The organism is Herbaspirillum sp. 3R11 (genome assembly GCF_004563925.1).
GTDB lineage: Bacteria > Pseudomonadota > Gammaproteobacteria > Burkholderiales > Burkholderiaceae_D > Herbaspirillum.
Genome location: NZ_SPNJ01000001.1, coordinates 1,344,034 through 1,370,009, shown reverse-complemented (window position 1 = coordinate 1,370,009; position 25,976 = coordinate 1,344,034). Strand labels below are relative to the sequence as shown.

The 25,976-nt window shown below is 61.2% G+C and carries 21 protein-coding genes; 10 read left to right on the top strand and 11 right to left on the bottom strand.

From position 1 onward, the window contains the following. Positions 1 to 193: 193 nt before the first annotated feature. Entirely contained in the window at positions 194 to 1,159 is a 966-nt protein-coding gene (locus E4P32_RS06345) for a threo-3-hydroxy-L-aspartate ammonia-lyase (protein ID WP_116433866.1), read from the top strand. Between the two features lie 86 nt (positions 1,160 to 1,245). Continuing rightward, positions 1,246 to 2,178 carry a prolyl aminopeptidase gene (gene pip, locus E4P32_RS06340; RefSeq protein WP_199525602.1) on the top strand — a complete coding sequence of 311 codons (933 nt, stop codon included), beginning with the start codon at positions 1,246 to 1,248 and terminating at the stop codon, positions 2,176 to 2,178. A 9-nt stretch (positions 2,179 to 2,187) separates the two neighbouring features. On the opposite strand, the gene clpP is transcribed toward pip, so the two are convergent. After that, entirely contained in the window at positions 2,188 to 2,805 is a 618-nt protein-coding gene (gene clpP, locus E4P32_RS06335; RefSeq protein WP_116432751.1) for an ATP-dependent Clp endopeptidase proteolytic subunit ClpP, read from the bottom strand. Between the two features lie 160 nt (positions 2,806 to 2,965). Between clpP and E4P32_RS06330 the strand changes: the two genes are divergently transcribed. After that, the gene (locus E4P32_RS06330; protein ID WP_116432752.1) at positions 2,966 to 3,853 is read left to right on the top strand and encodes a sigma-70 family RNA polymerase sigma factor; all 888 of its coding nucleotides are present in this window, start codon (positions 2,966 to 2,968) and stop codon (positions 3,851 to 3,853) included. Between the two features lie 13 nt (positions 3,854 to 3,866). Here E4P32_RS06330 and E4P32_RS06325 read toward each other — a convergent pair whose 3' ends face one another. From E4P32_RS06325 to E4P32_RS06315, 3 genes are all read right to left on the bottom strand, one after another. Further along, the gene (locus tag E4P32_RS06325; protein ID WP_116432753.1) at positions 3,867 to 4,658 is read right to left on the bottom strand and encodes an alpha/beta hydrolase; all 792 of its coding nucleotides are present in this window, start codon (positions 4,656 to 4,658) and stop codon (positions 3,867 to 3,869) included. A 138-nt stretch (positions 4,659 to 4,796) separates the two neighbouring features. Beyond that, positions 4,797 to 5,564 carry an anti-sigma factor gene (locus tag E4P32_RS06320; RefSeq protein ID WP_116432754.1) on the bottom strand — a complete coding sequence of 256 codons (768 nt, stop codon included), beginning with the start codon at positions 5,562 to 5,564 and terminating at the stop codon, positions 4,797 to 4,799. Then, positions 5,561 to 6,076, bottom strand: a complete 516-nt coding sequence (locus tag E4P32_RS06315) for a sigma-70 family RNA polymerase sigma factor (RefSeq protein WP_116432755.1) — start codon at positions 6,074 to 6,076, stop codon at positions 5,561 to 5,563. The genes E4P32_RS06320 and E4P32_RS06315 overlap by 4 nt, the downstream gene beginning before the upstream one ends. A gap of 269 nt (positions 6,077 to 6,345) precedes the next feature. Between E4P32_RS06315 and E4P32_RS06310 the strand changes: the two genes are divergently transcribed. After that, positions 6,346 to 6,912, top strand: coding sequence for a DNA-3-methyladenine glycosylase I (locus tag E4P32_RS06310; RefSeq protein WP_233526606.1), 567 nt, complete (start codon positions 6,346 to 6,348; stop codon positions 6,910 to 6,912). A 65-nt stretch (positions 6,913 to 6,977) separates the two neighbouring features. Here E4P32_RS06310 and E4P32_RS06305 read toward each other — a convergent pair whose 3' ends face one another. From E4P32_RS06305 to gabT, 7 genes are all read right to left on the bottom strand, one after another. Then, positions 6,978 to 7,703 carry a DUF4088 family protein gene (locus tag E4P32_RS06305; protein WP_116432757.1) on the bottom strand — a complete coding sequence of 242 codons (726 nt, stop codon included), beginning with the start codon at positions 7,701 to 7,703 and terminating at the stop codon, positions 6,978 to 6,980. A 247-nt stretch (positions 7,704 to 7,950) separates the two neighbouring features. After that, positions 7,951 to 9,414, bottom strand: a complete 1,464-nt coding sequence (gabD, locus tag E4P32_RS06300) for an NADP-dependent succinate-semialdehyde dehydrogenase (RefSeq protein ID WP_116432758.1) — start codon at positions 9,412 to 9,414, stop codon at positions 7,951 to 7,953. 11 nt (positions 9,415 to 9,425) lie between these two features. Further along, positions 9,426 to 10,298, bottom strand: a complete 873-nt coding sequence (locus E4P32_RS06295; protein WP_199525567.1) for an ABC transporter permease — start codon at positions 10,296 to 10,298, stop codon at positions 9,426 to 9,428. A 78-nt stretch (positions 10,299 to 10,376) separates the two neighbouring features. Beyond that, positions 10,377 to 11,678 carry an ABC transporter permease gene (locus E4P32_RS06290; protein ID WP_116433868.1) on the bottom strand — a complete coding sequence of 434 codons (1,302 nt, stop codon included), beginning with the start codon at positions 11,676 to 11,678 and terminating at the stop codon, positions 10,377 to 10,379. 144 nt (positions 11,679 to 11,822) lie between these two features. After that, entirely contained in the window at positions 11,823 to 12,869 is a 1,047-nt protein-coding gene (locus tag E4P32_RS06285; RefSeq protein WP_116432759.1) for an ABC transporter substrate-binding protein, read from the bottom strand. 51 nt (positions 12,870 to 12,920) lie between these two features. Continuing rightward, the gene (locus tag E4P32_RS06280) at positions 12,921 to 14,033 is read right to left on the bottom strand and encodes an ABC transporter ATP-binding protein (protein WP_116432760.1); all 1,113 of its coding nucleotides are present in this window, start codon (positions 14,031 to 14,033) and stop codon (positions 12,921 to 12,923) included. 63 nt (positions 14,034 to 14,096) lie between these two features. Then, the gene (gene gabT, locus E4P32_RS06275) at positions 14,097 to 15,440 is read right to left on the bottom strand and encodes a 4-aminobutyrate--2-oxoglutarate transaminase (RefSeq protein ID WP_255419409.1); all 1,344 of its coding nucleotides are present in this window, start codon (positions 15,438 to 15,440) and stop codon (positions 14,097 to 14,099) included. Positions 15,441 to 15,544: 104 nt separating this feature from the next. Between gabT and E4P32_RS06270 the strand changes: the two genes are divergently transcribed. The 6 genes from E4P32_RS06270 to E4P32_RS06245 all read left to right on the top strand — a co-directional run bounded on the left by E4P32_RS06270 (position 15,545) and on the right by E4P32_RS06245 (position 25,944). Further along, positions 15,545 to 17,053, top strand: a complete 1,509-nt coding sequence (locus E4P32_RS06270; protein ID WP_116432761.1) for a PLP-dependent aminotransferase family protein — start codon at positions 15,545 to 15,547, stop codon at positions 17,051 to 17,053. Between the two features lie 522 nt (positions 17,054 to 17,575). Further along, positions 17,576 to 19,264: an aspartate-alanine antiporter gene (gene aspT, locus E4P32_RS06265; RefSeq protein WP_116432762.1), complete on the top strand. Its 1,689-nt coding sequence runs from the start codon at positions 17,576 to 17,578 to the stop codon at positions 19,262 to 19,264. Positions 19,265 to 19,338: 74 nt separating this feature from the next. Further along, positions 19,339 to 20,979, top strand: coding sequence for a bifunctional aspartate transaminase/aspartate 4-decarboxylase (locus tag E4P32_RS06260; RefSeq protein WP_116432763.1), 1,641 nt, complete (start codon positions 19,339 to 19,341; stop codon positions 20,977 to 20,979). 266 nt (positions 20,980 to 21,245) lie between these two features. Beyond that, positions 21,246 to 22,934, top strand: a complete 1,689-nt coding sequence (locus tag E4P32_RS06255; protein WP_116432764.1) for an EAL domain-containing protein — start codon at positions 21,246 to 21,248, stop codon at positions 22,932 to 22,934. Next, on the top strand, positions 22,931 to 23,506 hold the full coding sequence (locus E4P32_RS06250; protein ID WP_116432765.1) for an antibiotic biosynthesis monooxygenase: 576 nt from the start codon (positions 22,931 to 22,933) through the stop codon (positions 23,504 to 23,506). Before E4P32_RS06255 ends, E4P32_RS06250 begins: the two co-directional genes overlap by 4 nt. 251 nt (positions 23,507 to 23,757) lie before the next feature. Then, a complete protein-coding gene (locus tag E4P32_RS06245; protein ID WP_116432766.1) occupies positions 23,758 to 25,944 on the top strand; it encodes an autotransporter outer membrane beta-barrel domain-containing protein in 2,187 nt (728 codons plus the stop codon). Positions 25,945 to 25,976 lie beyond the last annotated feature (32 nt).

Below are 25,976 nucleotides of genomic sequence, written 5' to 3'. Positions count from 1 at the left end.
GTCGGCGTACGGAAGGGGAAGGCGTAGAGGACATGGTAAGTGCGCATGCCCGATACCAGTATCGGGATTTTCCTGAACAGGGCGCGGATGCCTGCAAATGCGCATCCCGGTTGCATCGGCGAAAATGTTTTACTATCTGAAAAGCAACAAAATCGCGCCTACCCGCGCATGCAGAGCCACTTACGGAGACAACATGCCTGAGCTTCCCGATTACAACGACGTGGTCGCCGCCGCCGGACGCATCGCCGGCCATGCCAACAAGACGCCGGTGCTGACGTCGCGCACGGTCGACGCCGAGATCGGCGCGCAGGTGTTCTTCAAGTGTGAAAACTTCCAGCGCATGGGCGCGTTCAAGTTCCGCGGCGCCATGAATGCGTTGGCGCGCTTCACGCCGGAGCAGCGCAACGACGGCGTGGTAACGTTTTCATCCGGCAACCATGCGCAGGCCATCGCCCTGGCCGCACGCGAACTCGGCATGCCGGCCACCATCGTGATGCCGGAAGACGCGCCCGAAGCAAAAGTGGCCGCCACGCGCGGTTACGGCGGCAAGGTGGTGCGCTTTAATCGCTATACCGAAAACCGCGAAGAGATTTGCGCCGCACTGGCAGAGAAGCACGGCCTGACCATGATTCCGCCCTACGACCATCCTGACGTCATCAGCGGGCAGGGCACCGCCGCCAAGGAATTGATCGAAGAAACCGGGCCGCTGGATGCGCTGTTCGTCTGTCTCGGCGGCGGCGGCCTGCTGTCGGGTTCGTTGCTGGCGGCCAAGGCCTTGTCGCCCGATTGCCTGACCTACGGCGTCGAGCCGGAAGCCGGCGACGATGCGCTGCAATCGCTTAGGGCCGGCAAGATCATCCACATCGATACGCCCAAGACCATCGCCGACGGCGCCCAGACCCAGCACGTCGGGCATTACACGTTCGAGATCATCCGCCGCGACGTCGCCGACATCCTGACCGTCAGCGACGACGAGCTGGTGGCGTGCATGCGCTTCTATGCGGAGCGCATGAAGATGATCGTCGAGCCGACCGGCTGCCTCAGCTTCGCCGCCGTGCGCAAGATGAAGGACCAACTCAGGGGCAAGCGCGTCGGCGTGATCGTCAGCGGCGGCAATGTCGACCTGGCCAAACTGTCGGGCTACTTTGCCGCGGCCTGAGGCTTTTTACTATCTTTAGCAGACATCAAGGAACCAGAACAATGAGCAATACCAGCAATACCAGCAACGACACCACATTGCGCACGCTGTATCCACCCATCGCGCCGTATGAGAGCGGCATGCTCGACGTCGGCGACGGCCACAGCGTGTACTGGGAAGCTTGTGGCAATCCCAACGGCAAGCCGGTGGTGTTCCTGCATGGCGGCCCGGGCGGCGGCTGCGGTCCTTCGCATCGGCAACTGTTCAATCCGGAGAAATACCGCATCGTGCTGTTCGATCAGCGCGGTTGCGGCCGCTCGCAGCCCCACGCCAATCTGGACGCCAACACCACCTGGGATCTGGTGGCCGATATTGAACGCTTGCGCGTGCTGCTGGGCGTGGACAAATGGCAGGTGTTCGGCGGCTCATGGGGTAGCACGCTGGCGCTGGCCTACGCCGAGACGCACCCGGAACGCGTCAGCGAGCTGGTGCTGCGCGGCATCTTCCTGCTGCGTCAATCCGAGCTGGACTGGTACTACCAGGAAGGCGCTTCATGGCTGGCGCCGGATCGCTGGGACGAGTTCCTGGCGCCGATCCCCGAAGCCGAGCGGGGCGACCTCATGAGCGCCTATCGCAAGCGGCTGGTCGGCGACGACGAAGCCGCCAAGCTGGAAGCGGCGCAGACCTGGAGCCGCTGGGAAGCCAGCACCGTCACGCTGGTGCCCAATGAAGGCATGATCGCCGGCTTCAGCGACGCCCACTTTGCGCTGGCGTTCGCGCGCATCGAGAATCACTATTTTGTCCATCACGGTTTCATGGAAGAAGGCCAGTTGCTGGCCAATGCCGGCCGCCTGAAGGGTATTCCGGGCGTGATCGTGCAGGGCCGCTACGACATCGTGACGCCGGCCAAATCGGCCTGGGACCTGCACAAGGCCTGGCCGGAGTCGACCCTGCACCTGGTCGGCAGCGCCGGCCATGCCTACAACGAGCCGGGCATCCTTGACCAGTTGATCCGCGCCACCGACGGTTTCGCCGGTTAAGCAAAAACCTCAATCCGGACGCGTCTTGTGCGAAACGACCTCGTCGATCAGGCCGTACTCACGAGCACGTTCGGATGACATGAAGTTGTCGCGCTCAAGGTCGCCGGCGACACGCTCCAACGGCTGGCCGGTGTGATGGGCCAGGATGCTGTTGAGGCGCTCGCGCAGGTAGAGGATTTCGCGCGCCTGGATTTCAACGTCGCTTGCGGTTCCCTGCGAGCCGCCGGACGGCTGGTGCACCATGATGCGGGCGTTGGGCAAGGCCAGCCGCTTGCCGGGCGCGCCGGCCGCCAGCAGAATGGCGCCCATGCTGGCGGCGAAGCCGGTGCACAGCGTCGACACCTGCGGCCGGATGAACTGCATGGTGTCGTAGATCGCAAGACCGGCGTAGACCACGCCGCCCGGTGAATTGATATACAGCGAAATGTCCTTGTCGGGATCCTCCGATTCGAGGAACAGCAACTGCGCCACGATCAGGTTGGCCGATTGATCGGTGACCGGACCGACCAGGAAGATGATGCGCTCGCGCAGCAGCCTTGAGTAAATGTCGTAGGCGCGTTCGGAGCGTCCCGATTGCTCGACGACCGTGGGGACCAGGTCCAGAGCGCGAGGGGAAAATGCAGGCATGGCGTGTCCTTTTTCGATGAAGAAGTTGATGTAAGGACATGACGGCTGCCGCCGGCCTCTTGTGACCGAATGAAAATATTTTTCGCAAGCTGTCACGTTTTCGCCGGCCCGGACGTCAACAAGGAGCAGTCGCCCGGCGCTGCGTACATGGAGAGACCACATGACAAGAACCCCGATCAGCGCCACCGCCACGTTCGAAGCTGCACGGCGACGGCTGCTGTCGATCGCCTATCGCATGCTGGGCAGCGTGGCCGAGGCCGAAGACGTCGTTCAGGAAACCTGGCTGCGCTGGCATGAAGCGCAGGAATTGGCGCTGAAAACACCGGTAGCCTGGCTGACCACGGTCGCCACGCGGCTGGCGATCGATCGCCTGCGGCATCTGCAGCACGAGCGCGCGACCACCGCCGTGCCCTGGCTGCCGGAGCCATGGATGGACGAGCACGCGCCGTCGGCCGAAGACGCCGTGTCGATGTTGTCTGACTTGTCATACGGCGTGCTGCTGATGCTGGAGCGCCTGAGCCCGGACGAACGCGCGGCCTTGTTGCTGCATGAAGTGTTTGATTGCCAGTACGAGGAAATCGCGCGCACGCTGGACAAGACGCCGGTGCATTGCCGTCAGCTGGTGCGACGGGCGAAGGAGCGCGTCCAGTCGGATCGGGTACGGCGGGTCACGGATGAGCAGGCATGTCGCGAGACGGCGCAAGAGTTCGTGGCGGCGATCTGTCGTCAGGACAAGCAGGCCATGCTGCAATTGCTGGCGCCGGATGCCGTGGTGATGGGCAATGGCAGCATTGGCGCCCAGGCTGCGAGCAGCTTTGTCGACGGCGTCCTGTCGATGCAGGCGACCGGCATGCACGTCGCTTGCGCCGGCATCAACGGCGGCTGGGGCGCGACATTCTTGCAGCACGGGAAAATTGCGCTCGCCCTCAGCTTCGAGATGGACGGACCGGCGATTCGTACGGTGTACGCGATCGCCGGTTCGGGCTGGCATGGACAGAGCTGTCCACCGGTGGTGATGCAATTACTTCAAGAGGCCGTCTTGGCCTGAGTCCGTTTCCGGCTTAACGCTTCTGGCCGGCCGCTTCCAGAATGAGGCTGGTGATTTCATCCGGGTGCGACAGCATCGACACGTGGCTCGATGCGATTTCGATGGTTTTTGCCTTCATGCGTTGCGCCAGGAAACGTTCCAGTTGCGGCGAGGTAGTGCGGTCGTTGGTCGACACGGCGTACCAGGTCGGCTTGCTGCGCCATGCCGCCTGCGTGGTGCGCGAGGCGAACAGCGTCTCCGAGATGCGGCCTTGCACGGCATACATCGCCTTGGCCTTGACCGGATCGATGTCGCCGGCGAAATCACGTACGAAGGCTTCTTCGTTCAACTGGGCATAGCCGCCCGATTTGACCAGCCCGGCGCCGGCCGGTGCAGGCGGGAAGGTGCCGGCCAATGCGGCGTAATCTTCGCCCGCATCCGGCGCACGCGCCGCCACATACACCAGACCGACCACCTTCGGATCGACGCCGGCTTCACTGATCACCGTGCCGGCCCAGGAATGGCCGACCAGGATGGTCGGGCCGTCCTGCAGCGCCAGGATGCGGCGCGTGGCGTCGACGTCGTCGGCCAGCGATGACAGCGGGTTCTGTACCGAGGTGACGTGCAGGCCGGCCTTTTGCAGGCGCAGGATGACTTCCGACCAGCTCGAACCGTCGGCATAGGCGCCGTGCACCAGCACGACGTTTTTCACCGGTGCGGCGACAGGTTTGATGACTTCCTGTGCGCTGGCGGCGTGAGCAAGCAGCATGGCAAGCGAAGCAGCGCCGGCCAGGGTGGTGCGGATGAAGTTGCGTTTGTTGATCATGATGTTCCTCAGTGGTGGGTGAATAAGTAAATGAGCAAAGGCGAGCGGCGAATTCATGCGACGTGCCGCTGCCTTGTCGAAAAGCAGGACGCACGTCTCCATCCGCTCCGGTCAGCGGTTGTTTTTACAGCAGGGAAATCAGGATTGCGGCCGGTTCGGTTCGACCGCACGCTGCAGCGGCAGCGTCGACGGCGAGTCGGCCGGGCTGACGACCGCGTAGAAATAACGCCCCTGGCGCCAGTACTGCGTCAGCAGGTTGCCGTCCTGGCGATTGCCGGCGCCGAAGTTGAACAGTTCGCCGGGCGGGCGCACGTAATACACGATGGCCTGACCCTGGTCGTTCACGTACGTCACCATCGCCGCGGCACCCTTGTCGCTGGCCATCAGGCGTCCGCCCACGGGACGAAAACCATAGGCGCTGAAGTCCGGCATCGGCGCCGCCTGGACGAAGTGATGGTTGAGCCAGGATTGCAGCTGCGCCGGCTGGTCAGTCTTCATGTCGACCTTTTGCGCCATGTCGCCGGTGGCGAACAGGCGATAAGCCTGGGTGGCATCGGCCATCGGTAAGTAGGTTTTGCGCATAGCCATGTCGCGCAACTGCCAGCCGCCCAGCGTGCCCAGGCTCAAGGTCAGCACCAGCGACGCGGCGATTGCCATGCGTCGCTGCGAGCGCGCACGCAACTCGCGGCGGATGCGAAACGGATCGAGGCGGGCCGGTGTTTCCGTGGCGGGGATGTTGTCGAGCGCAGCGCGCAGGCGCTGGCTTTCCTGGCGCAGCAGTTCGACTTCACGCGCCGCTTCGGGATGGGACTCCAGATACAGCGCGATCTGGCGGCGCAGCGTCTCGTCGACCTGACCGTCGGCATAGGCCTGCAGATCGTATTCGGAAGGAGAGAAGGCGTTCATTTCAAAATCCGTAGTGGAGGAGTGACAGGCTGGCCTTCATTGAATGCACGTAGCGCCTTGCGGGCGCGCGACAGGCGCGACATCACGGTGCCGAGCGGGATGTCGAGGGCGTCGGCGGCTTCCTGGTAGCTGAGTCCTTCGACCGATACCAGCAACAGCAGCGCGCGCTGCTCGGCCGTCAGCTTGCCGAAGTCCTGCAGCGCGGCGCGCGACATGGCGACGTCTTCGGCCGACGGCGCCAGTTCTTCTTCCCGGCCGGCGAACAGCGACAGCAGGCCTGCATAGCGTTTGGCGCGGCGCTGGCCGTCGAGGAAGCGGCGGTACATGATCTGGAACAGCCACGCCCGCAAATCGCCGTCTTCGCGACGCCGGTCGCTGTGCGAGAGCGCGCGTTCCAGACAGGATTGCACCAGGTCGTCGGCGCTGTTTTCATGGCGCGTCAGCGACAGCGCAAAGCGCCGCAGCCGGGGCAGCAGTTCGCGCAAGTCGTTGTCGTTGAAATCGGTGCTCATGTGCAAGTGTTGTCAGTGGCGGTCAACCGCGTCATATCGTTCATGCCCAGTAAGACGAACGGGCCCGGGGCTTATTCCCTCGCCGTGCAATTATTTTTTGAATAGCAATAGATAAGCAAGAAGCGCCGTGCGCGCCGGCTTGCTTTGTCGCATCATAGCGGCTTGCCAGCGGCGTTCCTATTATTGACATGACAACAAAGACCAGCAGCGATGTGCCCGGACTGATCACGGCGGAAGACGGAAAAACATATTGCGCCTGGCATGCGGCCATGCCTGAGTACCACGGCGGCGAATGGGGCAAGCCGGTAGCCGATGACGTGCGGCTGTTTGAAAAGATTTGCCTGGAAGGATTCCAGTCGGGCCTGGCGTGGATCACCATCCTGCGCAAACGCGAGAATTTCCGTGCGGCGTTCGACGGTTTCGATTTCCATCGCGTGGCGCGCTATACCGAGGCAGACATTGAACGCCTGCTCGGCGACGCCGGCATCATCCGCAACCGCGCCAAGATCGTCTCGGCCATCAACAATGCCCGCCGCGCCATCGAACTGATCGACGAAGCCGGCTCGCTGGCCGCCTGGTTCTGGCAATTCGAGCCGCCAGCCAAGGACCGGCCCAAGGTGCTGACGCTCGATTACTGGCAAGCCAATCCGACCTCGGAAGCGTCGGTCGCACTGTCGAAGGCGCTCAAGAAACGCGGCTGGACCTTCGTCGGGCCGACCACCATCTACGCCTTCATGCAGGCGATGGGTCTGGTCAACGATCACCTGACCGGCTGTGCCTGCCGCTCCGTCGTCGAAGCGGAACGCAAGGCGTTCAAACGGCCGAAAGCCCTGTAGATACAAAGAAAAAGGCCCGTGGCGCAGGCAGCGCCACGGGCCTTGAGACCGATATTTCCGAAGGATCAGGCGAACACGCTGCGATACCAGGCGAGGGCGCGTCCGAGGAAGCCGTCGGCTTCTTCTTCAAACAGATAGGGTTTCCTGGCGCGCAGGCGGTCGAGGATTTCCTTCTCATCTTTTTCCTTGACCGTGCCGTAGGCGATGCCGAGCGTCAGCAGCGTACGCAGCGAGCCCAGCTTTTCCTTGGCGACTGAACCGCGAGCATGTTCGACGGCGATCTTGGCGTCGTGCAGTTGCTGCGCCCACGAACGCGACAGGCGCCATGCCGGCGTCTTCAACGCTTCTTCGGCCTTGGCGATGCTGATCGCCGCCGACTTGATTTGCGCGGCGAGGACGTCGATCTGCGATTCATCGCCCTTGGCTTGCTTGACGATGGACGTGGCCCAGGCCTTCGACCCCGCAGTCAGTTCGTCAACGGTCCAGTCGTGTTGCACGGCGATATGGAAGCCGTAGTTGGAAGCCTGCGAAATCAGGATCGCGACGACATCCGGGAAATCCTTGTCGAGTGCGCGCTTGGCCCATGCATATTGACCGGAGAGCATCAGGTGCTGCACGGCCGCTTCGGTCAGGAAGGTGGTGTTGTCCGAGAGTTTCGCCAGCATGAAGCTTTCGAAGCTCGGCGAGACGAATCCCGAATCGCACTTCAGCGAAAGACGGTTGAAGTGCTTGTAGTCGCGATCGAGTGAATCGTAAACTTCGTCTTTGAGATTGAGATTGAGTTTTTTCAAGTGTTTCCCCTGGAGCCCTGGCGTGTTGTCGGATCGACATGCCTGTCGTTGTCGAATACCGAAATTTTAATCGCAAATCAGCCGCTGCATTGAATTCGCAGCGGCAGGGCGTGATGCATAAGGGGTTAACGGCAGCAATCGGGAAAACTTTTTCCATGGAAATACTGCGGCAGGGCAAGGCTTCGGCGGCCGGGTCGCCGAAGCCCGGCGTGAGGCGTTCAGGCGGCCGGCTTCAGCAATCAGGCAATCAGATCCCGCCCATGCACAGATACTTGATGACCAGGTAGTCGTCGATGCCGTAGTGCGATCCTTCGCGTCCCAGACCGGATTGCTTGACGCCGCCGAACGGGGCGACTTCATTGGAAATCAGGCCGGTATTGATACCGACCATGCCGCTTTCCAGGCCTTCGGCGACGCGCCAGATGCGGCCGATGTCGCGCGAATAGAAGTAGGCCGCCAGTCCGAATTCGGTGTCGTTGGCCATCGCAATGGCGTCTTCATCGGTGGTGAAACGGAACAGCGGCGCCATCGGGCCGAAGGTTTCTTCCCTGGCGATAATCATCTGCGAGGTCACGTCGGCAATCACGGTCGGCTCGAAAAAGCTGTGGCCGAGCGCGTGACGCTTGCCGCCGATGAGTACCCGGCCGCCTTTGTCACGGGCGTCGGCGATGTGCTGCTCCACCTTTTTGACGGCTTTGTCGTCGATCAGCGGGCCTTGCGTGACGCCGTTTTCGACGCCGTTGCCAACCTTCAGCTTGCCGACCGCCGCCACCAGTTTTTCGGCGAAGGCGTCATACACGCCATCCTGCACATAGATGCGGTTGGCGCAGACGCAGGTCTGGCCGGCATTGCGGAACTTGGACGCGATCGCGCCTTCGACTGCGGCATCGAGATCGGCGTCGTCAAACACGATGAAGGGCGCATTGCCGCCCAGTTCCAGCGACAGTTTCTTGACGCTGGAAGCGCATTGTTCCATCAGCAGCTTGCCGATTGCGGTGGAGCCGGTGAAGCTGAGCTTGCGCACAATCGGATTGCTGGTCATCTCGCCGCCGATCAGCTTGGCCGAACCGGTGACCACGCTGAATACGCCGGCCGGCACGCCTGCGCGTTCGGCCAGTACCGCCAGCGCCAGCGCGGAGAAGGGTGTCGCTTCAGCCGGTTTCAATACCATCGGACAGCCTGCAGCCAGCGCCGGACCTGCTTTGCGCGTGATCATCGCCGCCGGGAAATTCCACGGCGTGATCGCCGCACAGACGCCGATCGGCTCCTTGGTGACAACGATACGACTGGTCGGCGACGGCGATGGAATGGTGTCGCCATAGGTACGTTTGGCTTCTTCACCGAACCATTCGATGAAGGAGGCAGCATAGGCAATCTCGCCCTTGGATTCGGCCAGCGGCTTGCCTTGCTCGGTGGTCATGATCAATGCAAGGTCGTCGGCGTTGGCCAGCATGAGATCGTTCCACTTGCGCAGGATGACGCTGCGTTCCTTGGCGGTCTTCTTGCGCCAGCCGGCCCATGCTGTCTGTGCCGCCTCAATGGCGCGGCGCGTTTCAGCGGCGCCCATGTCGGGAATGGTGCCGATCTTGTCGCCGGTAGCGGGATTGTGCACATCATGGGTGCCGCCGTTGTCGGCATTGCACCAGGCGCCGTTGATGAAGGCCTGCTGGCGCAACAGGGTCGGATCTTTGAGATGTTCGGATAACAGCATGAAGTTTTTCCTTAAAATTTGGCCGCCGCTTTATTTCGGCCACGCAGCCATTCCAGCACCAGCAACAGACAGGTGGAGAAAATGATCAGGATGGTCGCCAGCGCAGCGATGGTGGGGCTGATGTTGTCCTTGATGCCGGCGAACATCTGGCGCGGCAAGGTGGCCTGATTGGGGCCGGCAACGAACAGCGTCAGCACGACTTCGTCGAAAGAGGTGGTGAAAGCGAACAGCGCGCCCGAGATCAGGCCCGGCGCAATCACCGGCAAGGTAATGCGGAAAAAGGTGCGCAACGGACTGGCGCCCAGGCTCAGGCTGGCCCGCACCAGGTTGTGATTGAAACCCTGCAGCGTCGCCAGCACGGTCGTGACGACAAACGGCGCACCCAGCGCCGCATGCGCCAGGATCAGCCCGGTGTAGCCGTCCGACAGGCCGATCTGGGCAAAGAACAGATACACGCCGACGCCGACCACCACCACCGGCACGATCATCGGCGAAATCAGGATCGCCATCAGGATGCCTTTGCCGCGGAAGTCGGCCTTGTTCAGGCCCACTGCGGCCAGCGTGCCCAGCACGGTGGCGATCACGGTGGCGGCGGGCGCGACGATGAAGCTGTTGCGGGCGGCGCGCATCCAGTCGTCGGACGCGAACAGGTTCTGGTACCAGCGCAGCGAAAAGCCCTTGATCGGATACATCAGGAAGCTGCTGTCGCTGAACGACAGCGGGATCATCACCAGTATCGGCAGGATCAGGAATACCAGGATCAAACCATTCAGGCTGCGCGAGACGAAGAACCACGCGCGCTCCGGCAGCGACATGTAAGGTGGGAAGGCCGGCAAAAATGAAGAGACCCGTGAGGAGACCCGCAGTGATGACATGTTGATCATGGCGTTATCCGATAACCAGTGTGATGTTGTTGTGCGCGTTAAGTTGCATGACGATATGACAAGACCGAGGACACTTGTTCAGGCAATGCCGGTGTCGATCCTGGCGAAGCGCCGGTAGACGCCATACAGGATCAGCGTTCCCGTCAGCAGCAATCCGCCGAGTGCACAGGCCATGCCCCAGTTGATGGTGGTATTGATGAAATAGGCGATGAAGTAGCTCACCATCTGTTCATTCGGGCCGCCCAGCAAGGCCGGTGTGATGTAGTAGCCGCCCGCCATGATGAACACCAGCAGTACGCCGGCGCCGATGCCCGGATAGGTCTGCGGCACATACACGCGCCAGAACGCCGCAAACGGATGGCTGCCGAGCGAAATGGCTGCCTTGAGATAGGTCGGCGGCACCGATTTCATGACGCTGTAGAGCGGCAGGATCATGAACGGCAGCAGGATGTGCGTCATCGAGATGTACACGCCTACGCGATTGAACACGAGTTCCAGCGGCGCATGGATCATGCCGCTCAGCATCAACGCGGTGTTGACCAGCCCCTCGGATTGCAGCAGTACGATCCACGCCGCCACGCGCACCAGGATCGAGGTCCAGAACGGGATCAGCACGAGGATCATCAGCAGGTTGGCGCGGCGCTCCGGCATGGTCGACAGCCAGTAGGCCAGTGGATAGGCCAGCAGCAGGGTGAACAAGGTAACGGCCGCACTCATCCACAAGGTGCGGCCGAAGATGGCGCGGTAGATGGACGCGTCCGGATCAACCTGGACGATGTCGCCGACGGCGTTCTGCTTGAGATCCAGCGACGCCAGCAGGTAATAGGGAGAATAGATCGAGCCGTTGCGGGCGATCACCTGCCAACTGTCGAGTTCGGCCCATTGCGGGTTCAGCGCGATCATGGCTTCCTTGATCTGCGCCGCCTGCGACGGCTCTGACGCTAGCAGTTCCTTGCCGTCGGCATCGTGCAAAGGCAAGGCGCGGGCGGTGCCCATGATCAGCGAGCGCGCGCCGGAAAGTTCGGTGTTGATGCGCCGGGCCAGCGGGCCGGCGGTACTGTCTTTTTTCGCTTGCAGCAAGTCGGTCGCTATCGCTGCATAGGCCAGGTCCGGCGGCGCGCTCTTGCGATCCCACTTGGTCAGCGCCGCGATGGTGTTCGGCAAGGTCGAGGCGATTTCGGGGTTTTCCACCGCGCGCACCAGCAACACCACGATAGGCGCCACGAAGGTCATCAGCAAAAAGATGGCCAGCGGCGCAATCAGCCCAAGCGCGGCGAGACGTTTGCGCGTTTCCGCCTTGCGCAGGTCGCGCTTGAGCTGTTGCGGCGCCGGATCGGCAAGCGTGGCGGTCCTGGCTTCAGTATCTGCGGCGGTGGACATGGCTGCGTTCGGACTGGTGGCGAGAGTATTCATCGTGACTCTTGATTCTGAATGCTGCCTGACAATGAGAAATCGAAAACTTGGATGCGCAGGAAACTGCCGCCTGCGCATCCTTGCTGGGTGACTAGCCGGTGAATGCCGGCCTTACTTGGCAACCCAGGCGGCAAAGCGTTGTTCCAGTTCTTCGCCATGGTCGGTCCAGAATTGCTGGCTCAGCTGGATCGCATCCTTGGCGTTGGCCGTGGACGTCGGCAGGTTGGACAAGGTCTTCGCGTCGAGCAGTTTCAGCGTGTTCTTGTTGACCGGGCCGTAAGCGATATTGTTGGCATAGACCTTCTGGTTCTCGGCAGTGGTCGCAAAGGTGATGAATTTTTCGCTCAGCGCCTTGTTCGGCGCGCCCTTTGGAATCACCCAGTAATCCAGCGTATAGACGCTGCCGGCCCAGACCACCTTGAGGTTCTTGCCTTCACGCTGTGCCGCATCGATGCGGCCGTTGAAAGCGGTCGACATCACGACGTCGCCGGACACCAGGAACTGCGCCGGCAACGCGCCTGCTTCCCACCACTGGATGTTCGGCTTGAGCTGGTCGAGCTTCTTGAAGGCGCGATCAACACCGCCCTTGCTACCCAACACCTTGTAGACGTCCTTGGTCGGTACACCGTCGGCCATCAACGCGAACTCCAGCGTGTACTGAGCGCCTTTCTTCATGGAGCGCTTGCCGGGGAATTTCTTGGTGTCCCAAAAGTCCGCCCAGCCTTGCGGCGCAGTCTTGAGCTTGTCGCCGTTGTAAGCCAGTACGGTCGACCAGACAAAGGCGCCCATGCCGCATTCGCTGTTGAGCGACTCGGGGATGTAGTCGTCCTTCTTGATGGTCTTGAGCAGATCGAGCTTTTCGATCAGGCCGTCTTCACAGGCGCGCGCCAGATCGCCGCCGTCGATTTCCACCACGTCCCAGGTGACCTTCTTGGCTTCGACCATGGCCTTGACCTTGGCCAGTTCGCCGTTGAATTCGGCGGTGACGACCTTGGTCCCGGTGCTTTTCTGAAACGGTTCGACGTAGGCGACCTTTTGCGCGTTGGCGTTGGCGCCGCCGAAATTGACCACGGTCAGTTCAGCTGCCTGGCTGATACCGGCTGAGAACAGCAAACCTAAAGCGAGCGGGGAGAGCAGAGCGAGAGTGTGGCGTTTCATGTGTTCCTCTTTGGTTGTGATTCTTGGTGATGAAATGAAAACGAAGAAAAATCAGGCAAACACGCGCAGGCGTTCCGGCGCGATCAGCAGCCCGACCTTGCTGCCTTCGGCGAGGTCGGCCAGCGCAGGGTCGCTCAACGACAGCTTGACGAAGCAATCGTCTTGGCCGCTGACGACGCAGCGCACGCGCACGTGATCGCCGAAATAGATCAGGCCGGCGACGCTGGCCTTGATGAGATTGCTGCTGTCCGTTGCAGACAGCGGCTGCAAGCGAATACGCTCCGGGCGTACGCAGGCGACCACGTTTTGCCCGACCTGCGCACGATGCACGTTCAGCCCCGCGAGCGTTGCGCCGTCCGGCAGGCGGATCGTGCAGCGCTCGCCGTCGACCGCTTCGATGGTCGCCTTGAAACGGTTGTTGTCGCCGATGAAGCCGGCAACAAACAGGTTTTCCGGAAATTCGTACAGGTCTTCCACCGGCGCCAGTTGCTGGATCACGCCCTGGTCGAACACGGCGACGCGGTCCGACATGGTCAGCGCTTCGCTCTGGTCGTGGGTCACGTAGACGAAGGTCACGCCCAGGCGCTTGTGCAAGGCTTTCAGCTCCAGCTGCATGTGCTCGCGCAATTGCTTGTCGAGCGCACCCAGCGGCTCATCCATCAACACCAGTTGCGGATCGAACACCAGCGTGCGCGCCAGCGCGACGCGCTGTTGCTGGCCGCCCGACAACTGGGTCGGATAGCGATCGCCGAATTTGCCCATCTGCACCATCTCCAGCGCCTGCTTGACCTTGGCGGCGCGGGTGACGCTGTCCATCTTGCGCACCGAGAGCGGATAGGCGACGTTCTGGGCAATCGTCATGTGCGGGAACAGCGCGTAGTTCTGGAACACCATGCCGATGTTGCGCTTGTGCGGCGGCACGCGGTTGAGCAGTTGGCCGTCCAGGCGGATCTCGCCGCTGGTCGGATACTCGAAGCCGGCCAGCATCATCAGACAGGTAGTCTTGCCCGAGCCGGACGGTCCAAGCAAGGTCAGGAACTCGCCGCGGCGAATCTCCAGGTCGAGGTTCTTGACGATCAGGGTTTCACCGTCGTAGGTTTTCTTGACGCCGCAGAACTGCACCAGCGTGTCGGCCGGTGTGACTGGCTGCGGCGTTGTTTCCATCGCATTGGTTCTCATGCTTGCTCTTTCTGGATGTCGTGAAATGAACGCTGAACTGAATGCCGGTCAGGTGGTGGCGTCGAGGATCGCCTTCTCCAGGATGACCAGTGCTTCGTCCATGACGGTATCCGGAATCGTCAGCGGAAACAAGAAGCGGATCACGTTGCCGTAGCTGCCGCAGGTCAGCAGCAGCAGACCGTTTTTCAGAGCATTGGCCTGCACGCGTTTGGCGAACTCCGCATCCGGTTTGTCGGTGCCGGGATGGACGAATTCCACTGCGACCATCGCGCCGAGACCGCGCACTTCGCCGATGGCCGGGATACCGGAGCCCAGTCCGATCAGGAAATCCTTCAACGCCGAACCCAGGCGCGCACCGCGCACGACAAGATTCTCTTCCGCGATCACATCCAGCACCGCCAGCGCCGAGGCAACCGCCAGCGGATTGCCGGCATAGGTGCCGCCGAGGCCGCCGGGTGCCGGTGCATCCATGATCTCGGCGCGGCCACACACTGCCGCCAGCGGCATGCCGCCGGCCAGGCTCTTGGCCATGGTCATCAGGTCGGGCAGGACGTCGTAATGTTCCATGGCAAATAATTTACCGGTGCGGGCAAAGCCGGTCTGCACTTCATCGGCGATCAGCAGGATGCCGTGCTCGTCGCAGATTTTGCGCAGGCCGCGCATGAAATCCGCCGGCGCAGCGTAGAAGCCGCCTTCGCCTTGCACGGGTTCGAGGATGATGGCCGCCACGCGTTTAGGGTCGACATCGCTCTTGAACAAGCCGTTGACGGCCGCCAATGCATCGTCGCTGCTCACACCGTGCAGCGCCGTCGGGAAGGGTGCGTGATACACCTCGCCGGGGAAAGGACCGAAGCCCAGCTTGTACGGCGCCACCTTGCCGGTCAAGGCCATGCCCATCATCGTGCGCCCGTGGAAGCCACCGGAGAAGGCGATGACGGCAGCCCGGCCGGTGGCGGCGCGGGCAATCTTGATGGCGTTTTCCACCGCCTCGGCGCCGGTGCTGAACAGCGCGGTCTTCTTGGCGTGCTCGCCCGGCGTGAGGGCGTTGATGCGTTCGGCCAGCTCGACATAGCTCGCATAGGGAACGATCTGGTAGGCGGTATGGGTGAAGCGCTCCATCTGGGCGCGAATGGCTTCCATCAGCTTGGGGTGACGATGGCCGGTATTCAACACGGCGATGCCGGCGGCGAAGTCGATATAACGGCGTCCTTCGACATCCCACAGTTCCGCATTGAGGGCGCGGTCGGCATAGAAGTCGCACATCACGCCGACGCCGCGCGGGGTGGCGGCGTTCTTGCGGGCTTGCAGTTGTGCGTTGGAGGGGACGTTGGCCGGGATGGCGGATGTGATTGTTGTGACGGGGACGACGCTCTTGAGTGCATTGGATGTCATTGCTTGCTCCGGTATCCACTTTGGAAAAATCTAAGTTGAAGCAATACTAAATCTGCAATGGACCTGTAATATAGAGCCAATTACGAATATTTGATGGAGCCACTTTGCGCATCGCCTCCTTGTCGGATTATTTGCTGCTCCGCGTCAACCGCGCTCCCTCAAGCCAGGGAAGCACTCGCATCCCGCGCATGCCCATCAATCGTCAGATTTATCAGCTGATCCGCGAAGCGATCCTTGCGCAGACCTTGCCTGTCGGCCTGCAGTTGCCATCCTCGCGCGACCTCGCCGGTGAACTCGGCATGTCGCGCAATACGGTCACTTACGCCTACGAACAATTGCTGGCCGAGGGCTATCTCGAAAGCCGCGCCGGCGCCGGCACCTTCGTCGCCGACACGGCGCCCGACCAGATTCCGGAAACGGTCGAACGCAACGTTCCGCTCACCGATCCCTCCGGCAAGTCCGAACTGTCCGCACGCGGCGCCATGCTCACACGCCAGGCCGGCGTCAGCGACAAGCAGTGGGGCGCTTTTATGCCGGGTATTCCCGACGTCACCGAATTTCCCAGCAAGGTCTGGAGCCGCCTGCAAAACAAGCACTGGCGCCGCTCGCAGGCAGAAATGCTGACCTACGGCCCGGGCGCCGGCTATGCGCCGCTGCGGGAAGCCATCGCCGAGTACCTGCGCATCTCGCGCTCGGTCAACTGCAACGCCAGCCAGGTCCTGATCACCACCGGCATCCACCAATCGCTCGACACGGTCGTCAAACTGCTCGGCGAACACGGCGACGCCGCGTGGATTGAAGACCCGTGCTACTGGGGAACGCGCAGCGTCCTGAACTCGCTCGGCATCGAATCCGTGCCGATCCCGGTCGATCAGGAGGGTATGCGCATGCGGCTGGCCAACCTGCGCCGTCCGCCGCGCTTCATCTGCACCACGCCGTCGCATCAATATCCGCTCGGCATGGTCATGAGCCTGTCGCGCCGCCGCATGCTGCTGGAGTATGCCGCCGCCCACAAGGTGTGGATCATCGAAGACGACTACGACAGCGAGTTCCGCTACGGCGGCCGTCCGCTGGCGTCGTTGCAGGGCATGGACACGCACAACCGCGTGCTCTACATGGGCACCTTCAGCAAGATCATGTTTCCGGGATTGCGCATCGGCTTCCTGGTGGTGCCGGAAGCGCTGGCGCCGGCTTTCGGCACGGGCATGGCCGAACTCTACCGATCCGGCCAGGTATTCCTGCAAGCGACGCTGGCCGATTTCATGGCGGAAGGGCATTTCTCGTCGCACATCCGCAAGATGCGCGTGCTGTACGCCGAACGACTGCGCCTGCTGCAGCAAGCGATCCATCGCAACTTTGGCGACGAGATGAACATCACCGGCGGGGAAGCCGGTCTGCATCTCACTGTCTCGCTGCCGCCCCAATGCAATGACAAATTGGTCTGCGAAGACGCACGCAAGGAAGGCATCATCGTGCGGCCTTTGTCGACCTATTACATGTCTCCCAAGACCGCGCGCAGCGGGCTCTTGCTCGGATACGCCAGCGTCCCGGACGAGGCGATCGGCCCGGCTTTCGACAAGCTGGCAAAAGTGATTCGCCAGCACGTCTCGTAAAGAGTCTCATAAAGCATCTCGTAAATTGATTGTTTAAGTCTCGAATTTCGTGATGCTCGGTATAACGCATCGAACATTGATCCAGCGCATTGACGACGATCTTTTTATCGCGCATCCTAGCGACTCCACATAGCCATGCGGCAATATTTTCTTGGGTGAGTCAGGGATCTCATCCGGTACCTTCTATTTTCCTGCCCTAGCAAGTAACGCGGAAAACGCGGACACCGCGGACACCATCACTGCAAGTCAACGCATTGAGACCGGCAACGGTCGCCGATGTGAACAACATCTTGTCATGGGGCGCTTATGCAGAATGCAGTTTCTGTCGTTTCACTCTACTCATCTTCATCTCCGGTGTCGTCGTCGACTCCGGAAAATCTCCGGTCCATCACACGGCATCCTGCACCGGCATTGCAGGCACATCGGCAGGTTGTTGCTGGTCGCGCCCATGCGCTCTTGCATCAGTGCTGTATCGGCATTTGTCTTCGTTTAACACGCTCTTCGCACTGAAAGGTGAAAATCATGGAATGGCTGCACCACTTGTTTGCCCGATCTCCCGAAATCGCCTTGTTTCTTTCGCTGGCGGTCGGCTACTACGTCGGCAAAATCCAGTTCGGCAAATTCCAGCTCGGCGGCGTCGCCGGTTCGTTGCTGGTGGCGGTACTGGTCAGCCAGGTCGGCGTGACGGTCGATCCGGGCGTGAAGTCGGTGCTGTTTGCGCTCTTCATCTATGCGGTCGGCTATGAGAGCGGCCCGCAATTCTTCAACTCTCTGGGCAGGCAATCGATACGCGAAATCATCCTCGCCGCCGTGCTGGCCATCACTGGCCTCGCGACCGTGGTCATCATGGCCAAACTGTTCGGACTGGACAAGGGACTGGCCGCAGGTGTCGCCGCCGGCGGCCTGACGCAGTCGGCGATCATCGGCACCGCCGGCGACGCCATCACCAAGCTGGGCCTGGCGGCGGACGAAGTCAAGCGCCTGCAGGGCAATGTCGCCGTCGGTTATGCGGTGACTTATGTGTTCGGTTCGTTCGGCGCGATCCTGGTGTGCGTCAACCTGTTGCCGAGGCTGATGGGGCGCAGCATCAAGGAAGACGCCGTGCGCGCCCAGGCCGCCATGCAAGAGGGCGTGCAAGTCCTGGCGCCCGGCCAGCAAGCCGCTGCACCGGACCTGGTGGGGCGGATCTATCAGATCGGCGACCATGCCAACCTCAGCATCGGGCAACTGGAAAAGGAACACACTGCCTACGGCATCACCATCGAACGCCTCAAACGCGACGGCAAGATCATCGAAGTCGCGCCGGAGCTGGACCTGCAAGCCGGCGACATCGTGCTCGCGGTCGGACGCAGGCAGGCGATGATCAACGTGGTGCCAATTTTCAGCAAGGAACTGTACGGCGTCGAAGGCATGGAGCTGACCATGGAGCGCCGCGACGTCGTGCTCTCCAACAAGGAGTATCAAAACCGCACCGTCGGGGACATCCGCACCAACACCGCGCTGCAGGTGCGGCATGGCATCTACGTCGTGCAACTCATGCGCATGGGCAAGGTGTTGCCGTTGGAGGAAAAAACCGTGGTCCAGATCGGCGACGTGGTCTCGGTGTTCGGTTCCGAGCAAGACGTCAAGCGCGTTTCTTCGCTGATCGGTTACGTCATCGTGCCGAGCGCCAAAACCGACTTCGTCTATCTCGGCGCCGGCCTGGTGGTGGGTTTGCTGGTCGGTCTGCTGACCGCGCGCGTCGGCTCGATCCCATTGACGCTGGGCAGCGGTGGCGGGGCGCTGCTGTCGGGCCTGCTGTTTGGCTGGTTGCGGGCCAAACGCCAGACTTTCGGCGCGATGCCGAGCGGCGCGGTGCAGATATTGAAAGACCTCGGGCTGGCCGGCTTTGTCGTGGTGGTCGGTCTGTCGTCAGGCTTGCAGGCGGTGCAGACGGTCAAGGCGCAGGGGCTGACCTTGTTCGGCGTCGGCGTGGTTGTCACGATCCTGCCGCTGGTGCTGACCATGCTGATCGGCCGTTACGTTCTGCGCTATGACAACACGGCAGTGTTCGCCGGCGCATTGAGCGGCTCCCGCAGCGCCAATCCGGCCTTCGGCGAAGTGCTCGACAAGGCCGAGAATGCCATTCCCACGGTTCCTTTCGCAATTACCTATGCGCTGGCCAACGTCTTCCTGACCTTGCTGGGGCCGCTGATCGTGGCGCTGGTTTAGCGGACTAGCGGAATAGCTGAATAGCGGAACGATTCATTTTTACTTTGCATGTTCATCAATAAAGGAGCAACACCATGGATTTCAGCGACCCGGAAAAACTCGCCCTGCTAAGCCCCTTCGAGCTCAAGGATGCCCTCATACAGAGTGCACTGAAGAACAACAAGCTCATGCTCAACGCCGGCCGGGGCAATCCCAATTTCCTGGCCACCACGCCGCGCCACGGCTTCTTCCAGTTCGGACTGTTCGCCATGAGCGAGGCCGAGCGCTCCTATATCTACATGGACGGCGTCGGCGGCTTTCCGAAACGCGACGGCATCGAGGCGCGCTTCGAGCTGTTCGCCAAGAACCACGCCGGCGTGCCAGGCATCCGTTTCATCGAAGCGGCGGTTTCCTATGTGCGTGACCAGCTCGGCATGTCGGCCGGCGACTTCATCTATGAGATGTGCGAAGCGATCCTCGGCTGCAATTACCCGGTGCCGGACCGCATGCTGCGCATGACCGAGCGCATCGTCGGCAACTACCTGCACAAGGAAATGATCGGCACGCATCCCTTCGTCGGCCATTTCGACATGTATGCAGTGGAGGGCGGTACGGCCGCGATGACCTATCTGTTCGGTAGCCTCAAGGCCAACCACGTCATCAAGGAAGGCGACACCATCGCACTGGGCATGCCGATCTTCACTCCGTATATCGAGATCCCGCATCTGGCCGAATTCAACCTGGTCGAGCTGGTCATCGACGCACCGCAATCCAATGACTGGCAGTACACCAAAAAGGAACTCGACAAGCTGCTCGACCCCAAGGTCAAGGCCTTCTTCCTGGTCAATCCGAGCAATCCGCCTTCGGTCAAGATCGACGACAAGACGCTGGCCTACATCGCCGAGATCGTCAAGCAGCGGCCGGACCTGATCATCCTTACCGACGACGTCTACGCCACCTTTGCCGACAACTTCACGTCCTTGTTTGCGATCTGTCCGTACAACACCATCCTGGTGTATTCGTTCTCCAAGTACTTCGGCGCCACCGGCTGGCGCATGGGCGTGGTCGCCACGCACAAGCACAACGTCATTGACGAGATCATTTCCAAATTGCCGGAAAAGACCGCCCGCCAGCTCGACGAGCGTTACAGCTCCATCACCACCGCGCCACGCACGATCAAGTTCATCGACCGGCTGGTGGCCGACAGCCGCACCGTGGCGCTCAACCATACCGCCGGCCTGTCGACGCCGATCCAGGCGCAGATGAGCCTGTTCTCGCTGTTCTCGCTGATGGACGAAGCGGGCAGCTACAAGGCCTCCATGAAGCGCATCGTCCTGCGCCGCAAGGAAGCGCTGTATCGCGAGCTCGGCCTGCCCATGCCTCACGATCCCAACTCGGTGCGCTACTACCATTTGCTGGACATGGAATCGCTGTCCGCGCAAATGCATGGCGTCGAATTTTCAAAATGGCTGCTGAAGCGTCTGAAGCCCAACGAGGCGCTGTTCCGGCTGGCCGAGGAAACCGGCGTCATCCTGCTGCCGGGAAGAGGTTTCGGCGCCGCACATCCATCCGGCCGGGTCTCGCTCGCCAACCTCAACGAGTACGACTACGCCAACATCGGCCGCGCGATCAGGAAGATGGCGTCGGAGTATTTTGAATTGTTTGAAAAAGAGAAGGGCGGCGGGAAGGGTAAAGCAGTGGTGAAAACCGCCAAGACGGCCAAGGCCAAAAAGTAAGAAGCATCCCGCACTGGATGAGAGTACAAGAAGCCCGGTTTGCGCCGGGCTTCTTGCATTGTGCCGACGTATCAAAAAAATTGTCTTTTGTCATGATTCCTGCGGGAAATATCGCGCGCATGAATACTTCCCGCCTGCCTAAACTGTCAAGCGACGCGCGGCAACTTAGCAAGATAAAAACAACAAATCGGTTCGGTTTATCCAAGTTGAACGGCCCGGTTGATATCATGTTGTCGGGGCAGGAAATTTGAACAAGCGGGAAAATAATGGATAGCAGAAGGAAATTTATTCCTCGCATCACGGAGGGGATCGGCTCGTATGTATTGGCCGGCCTGATCATTCTGGCCTGCGTGGCCGCAGCAGTTCGCCTGAGCTATGTCCAGGCTGAACGCGATCTGTTCGCCCAGACCGCATTCATTGCGGGTGAGGTGTTGCAACGCAGTGAGATGGTGACCGATCAGATGCAGCACGCGATCGACAAGCTGCAAGCGCGCAAGGATCCCAATCCCTGCAGCGCCGCCAACATCGATCTGATGCGGCGTACAAATATCAATTCAAGCTATCTGCAACTGGTCGGCTACGCACGTGGGAATCGCCTGATGTGCTCTTCTTACGGCACGCATGGCGAAGGTATCGACCTGGGGCCGGCGACATTTGTCACCGACAAGAACAATGCTGTCCGCAACAAGGTAAAACTGACGCTGGACGAAGAAGGCGTCTATGTCGGGGTCACACGCGTGTCTACCGGATACACCGTGTTTGCGCTTCCCAATCTGGCTCTGGACGTTGCGAAGTCGGAGCAGGATCTGGCGCTCGGCACGTATGGAACAGCGAGCGGGATTCCGATTCTGAGCAGAGGCGCAGCGCAAGACACGTGGTTTCGCACCGACCTCAAGGCAGGAGAAAGCCGCCGCTTCGTCACCCCATCCAGCGTGATCGCACTGAAGCGCTCCGAGCGCTACCTGTTCGTCAGCTATTCCGCATATCCGATCGCGACGCTGTATGCCGGATGGCGCGGCTATGCCTATTTCTTTGTTCCTCTGGGAGTCATGGCGGGCTTGTGTCTGACAGGCTTGGCAATCCTTTTTGCCCGCCGGCACCTGGGGCTGCGTTCTCAACTGCGGGAAGCCATCCGCAGCGAAACACAGCTCTACATGCTCTATCAGCCCATCGTCGAACTTGAATCCGGGCGCTGGGTCGGCGCCGAATCGCTGGTGCGCTGGCGTCAAAGCAACGACCACGTCATTACCCCGGATGTATTCATCCCGATTGCCGAGATCACCGGACTGATGCCGCGGCTCACCGCCCGGGTGGTCGAAATGGTCGTAAAAGATCTTGCCAAATTCCTGCGGCGCTATCCCGATTTTCCTATCAACATCAATTTTGCGGCATCGGATCTGGAGTCCGGCGCGTCGCTGGAACAGCTGCGCCGCCAGTTGGCCAGCTTCGGCATCGACCAGAATCGCGTGACGGTGGAAGTCACCGAAGGCTCGCTGCTGAAAATCGACTACGCAAAAAACAATATCCGGCTGATGCGCGAAGGCGGCCTGCGTGTCGCCATCGACGATTTCGGCACCGGCTATTGCGGCCTGTCCTATCTGGTCTCGCTCGATCTCGACTTCCTGAAAATCGACAAATCCTTCGTCAATACGATCGGCACCGATGCCGCCACGCGCAGCGTGGTCCCGCACATCGTGCAAATGGCAAAGACCCTGGGCCTGGAAGTCATTGCAGAGGGCGTCGAGCGGGAAGAACAAGCCGACTACCTGCGCCGGCAGGGCGTCAAGTACGCCCAGGGCTGGCTGTATTCCAAGCCGATGCCGGTTGCAGAACTGGCGCAGAAGCTCTCCGACTCCCTGACGGAAAATGGTCCTCATCCGTATAGTCAGAGAGGCAAGTTGCCGGCGAACAAGGATGGTGGCGCCGTCGCTGCCGTGGAGCCCCACTTAGGATGAAAGCACACAACACGAGCGATACGCCGCAACCCGATATGGTTACCATCGTGATCCAGCACGACATCCGCACCGGCGCCCATCCCAGGTACGAAGAATGGCTCAAGCACATCGTGCCGCGCGGAGCATGCGCACCGGGGCATCGCGGCGTCAACGTGATCCGGCCTTCCGACGGTAGCAATCGCTATACCATCACGCTGCGATTCGACACCTTGGAATACGCCGAGCAATGGCTGGGGTCCGCCGAACGGCGCGAGCTGATCGACGAAGTGTTGCCGATGCTGGAACAGGATGAAAAAATCGACACCCTTACCGGCATGGAATTCTGGTTCACGCCGCCCGGTCAGCCGCAAAAGCGCGCCAAACCGTACAAGCAATTCCTGCTCACGCTCTCCGTCATCTACCCGCTGACGCTGCTTTTGCCATGGATCCTGACGCCCCTGTTCGATGCGGCGCCGGTGCTGCATCATCAACTGATCAGCCGCCTGATCGTCGCTGCAATCATCGTCGGCCTGATGACTTACGTGATCATGCCGCGCTATTCCAAACTGGCGCAGAAGTGGCTGTATAGCTGAACTGCCGCCGTCACACCACAAAAAATGCCGATTGGTCTGTAGCGCAAACGTGCTACAGCGCAGCGTCGCCAGCGGATTGACTTGTCGGGACCGGAGATGGAGACTGATCGGTTTCGGCGGAGTCCGTCCAAATTACCGGCTTTTAAAAAATAAACGGAAAGTGAGACAGGCGGTCAAGCCCATGAAGAAACATCAATTATCCTGACGGCAAAAAATCACCAGACACGTCGTACAGGGAACCAGCGGGCAGCATGAATAGACAAGAAAAACGGCAGAAAACTATCCGCAGGGGGCGACTGACGCCGCCGAATCCGCTGACACTCCTGGCGCTGGCTTTGTCCGGTGCGCTGGCGACAATGACAATGACCGAGGGACACGCGCAGAGCGTGAACAACACCGGTTACGTCAACACCAGTTCCGTGTGGACCAACAATAGTGCCGGCGCCATCACCAGCGTGATCAATAGCGGCACTATCCTCGCGGCCGGCGGCGCTATCGCTAACGGCGGCACGATCGGCAGCGTGGACAACAACGGCACCTTGGCCACCTACGGGAAAGGCATCGCCATCCTCAATACCGGGACGATCGGTAGCATCACCAACAGCGGCAGCCTCAGCGGCGACTATCTCTTTGGCAGCTTCGGCAGCACCGGCATCTCCAACAACGGAACCATCGGCAACCTGAACAACAGCGGTGAACTGCGGGGCACCACTGCGCTCTATCTCGCACCGGGCAGCACGCTGACTTCGTTCACCAATTCCGGCACGATTTTCGGCACTATCCTCAACAGTTCGGCGGCGCCGCTCACCATCATCGGCGGCGCCGGCGCCAGTTTCGGCACGTTGACGGGCAACACCCGCGACGGCACCACCACGGGCACCATCGACAGTGCGGCGGGCGTGATTTTCGCCGGCGGCAATCATCTGCTCAACGACGTGATCCGCGTTGGTTCGGGCACCGTCACCAACGCCGCCACGCTGCAAATCAACAATCCGATCGCCATCTTCGGTAACTTTGTCCAGAATGCGGGCGCGACCCTGATTTTCGGCGGCGGCGGCACGGTGATGGTCTTTGGCAATGCCACCATCGCCGCCGGCTCCGCCATCAGTCTGAAACCGCTCAGCTACCATTTTGCCCAGGGCCAGCGCTATGTCGTCATTAACTCGGGCGGCACGCTGACCGCAAGCGGCGTCAATTATTCGGCTCCCGGCTTCAGCGTCAGCGGCGCCGTCCAGGACAATTTGCTGGTGCTGACGCTGGGCCGCTTCGGCCTGGGCAGCGGCGCCAGCATCCCCGTCAACAGCGCCACCAACGACGACGCGTCATCTTCATTGCACGGACTGTTCAATTACAGCGGGACGAATTCGTCCCTGCTGGCCTTGTTCAATCCAGCGGCGGCGCTGGATACGGCAGATGCGGCCAACAAGGCGGGAGAAATGTTGAGTCCGGCATCGATCAAGGGCGCTGCGAACGATGCGCAGGGCGTGCTCAACCAGGTCATCGGCAACGTGGCGAATGATCACATGGATGGTCTGCGCGTGGCCCAGGGCAGCAGCGGCGTCGCCACCGGCGAGTCCGTCCGCGACTTCGCGCTGTGGGGGCAAGTGTTCGGCGGCGGCGCTTCACAGGGGCTGCGCGACAACATCTCGGGATATCACGCCAATTACCGTGGCTTGCTGATCGGCGGCGACAGCTTGGTGACCGATGCACTGCGTGTCGGTGCGCTGGTCAATGCCGCAAAGACCTCGCTGGCGAGCGACGGCGACAATACCGGCAGTTCGGTCAACATCAACAACTACGGCGTGACTGCCTACGCCAGCTACAGCGGCTCGCCGTGGTACGTCAACGCGCAGGCCGGCTTTGCGCATCAGCAGTACAGCACCACGCGCGTCATCGATTACACCGGCTTCAGCGGCGTCGCCAACGGCAGCTTCAATGGCCGTCAATACATGACGTCGGTGCAGGCCGGCTATCCGCTCGCCTTGGACGCCTGGCTGCCGGATACTACGCTGACGCCGATTGCCGGCTTGAGCTACAGCACGCTGCGTCAGGATGGCTATACCGAAACCGGCGGCAACGGCGCAGCGTTGAAGGTCGACGCGTCGTCGGTCAATTCGCTCAAGAGCGAACTGGGAGCCAAGCTGGAGCGCGGTTTCGAGACCTCGTCCGGCAAACTGGTGCCGTCGCTGCAACTCGGCTGGCGGCACGAGTACCGGGGTGGTCGGGCACATGCCGGCGCCAGCTTTGCCGCCGACAGTACCGGCTCAACGGCTTTTGTCACGCAAGGCGCCGCGCCGGTTGCCGATATCGGCGTGCTCACGCTCGGGGTGACGCTACTGCAGGGAAAGCAGTTGAATCTGACCGCCCGGTACACGCTGGAATCCGGCGGCGGCTACAAGGCGCAGACCGGCAGCCTGCAGGCGCGCTGGCAGTATTGACGCGCTGCGGCGCAGTTGATGTTGCCTTGTGA

Excerpts from the sequence above, each read along its gene's own strand:
- E4P32_RS06290 (WP_116433868.1), bottom strand. The coding sequence starts at position 11,678 with ATGTCCACCGCCGCAGATACTGAAGCCAGGACCGCCACGCTTGCCGAT.
- E4P32_RS06315 (WP_116432755.1), bottom strand. The coding sequence starts at position 6,076 with ATGAGCACCGATTTCAACGACAACGACTTGCGCGAACTGCTGCCCCGG.
- E4P32_RS06250 (WP_116432765.1), top strand. The coding sequence starts at position 22,931 with ATGAAAGCACACAACACGAGCGATACGCCGCAACCCGATATGGTTACC.
- E4P32_RS06280 (WP_116432760.1), bottom strand. The coding sequence starts at position 14,033 with ATGGAAACAACGCCGCAGCCAGTCACACCGGCCGACACGCTGGTGCAG.
- gabT (WP_255419409.1), bottom strand. The coding sequence starts at position 15,440 with ATGACATCCAATGCACTCAAGAGCGTCGTCCCCGTCACAACAATCACA.
- clpP (WP_116432751.1), bottom strand. The coding sequence starts at position 2,805 with ATGCCTGCATTTTCCCCTCGCGCTCTGGACCTGGTCCCCACGGTCGTC.
- E4P32_RS06330 (WP_116432752.1), top strand. The coding sequence starts at position 2,966 with ATGACAAGAACCCCGATCAGCGCCACCGCCACGTTCGAAGCTGCACGG.
- E4P32_RS06255 (WP_116432764.1), top strand. The coding sequence starts at position 21,246 with ATGGATAGCAGAAGGAAATTTATTCCTCGCATCACGGAGGGGATCGGC.
- gabD (WP_116432758.1), bottom strand. The coding sequence starts at position 9,414 with ATGCTGTTATCCGAACATCTCAAAGATCCGACCCTGTTGCGCCAGCAG.
- E4P32_RS06310 (WP_233526606.1), top strand. The coding sequence starts at position 6,346 with ATGCCTGAGTACCACGGCGGCGAATGGGGCAAGCCGGTAGCCGATGAC.
- E4P32_RS06245 (WP_116432766.1), top strand. The coding sequence starts at position 23,758 with ATGAATAGACAAGAAAAACGGCAGAAAACTATCCGCAGGGGGCGACTG.
- E4P32_RS06260 (WP_116432763.1), top strand. The coding sequence starts at position 19,339 with ATGGATTTCAGCGACCCGGAAAAACTCGCCCTGCTAAGCCCCTTCGAG.
- aspT (WP_116432762.1), top strand. The coding sequence starts at position 17,576 with ATGGAATGGCTGCACCACTTGTTTGCCCGATCTCCCGAAATCGCCTTG.
- E4P32_RS06345 (WP_116433866.1), top strand. The coding sequence starts at position 194 with ATGCCTGAGCTTCCCGATTACAACGACGTGGTCGCCGCCGCCGGACGC.
- E4P32_RS06295 (WP_199525567.1), bottom strand. The coding sequence starts at position 10,298 with ATGATCAACATGTCATCACTGCGGGTCTCCTCACGGGTCTCTTCATTT.
- E4P32_RS06325 (WP_116432753.1), bottom strand. The coding sequence starts at position 4,658 with ATGATCAACAAACGCAACTTCATCCGCACCACCCTGGCCGGCGCTGCT.
- E4P32_RS06320 (WP_116432754.1), bottom strand. The coding sequence starts at position 5,564 with ATGAACGCCTTCTCTCCTTCCGAATACGATCTGCAGGCCTATGCCGAC.
- E4P32_RS06285 (WP_116432759.1), bottom strand. The coding sequence starts at position 12,869 with ATGAAACGCCACACTCTCGCTCTGCTCTCCCCGCTCGCTTTAGGTTTG.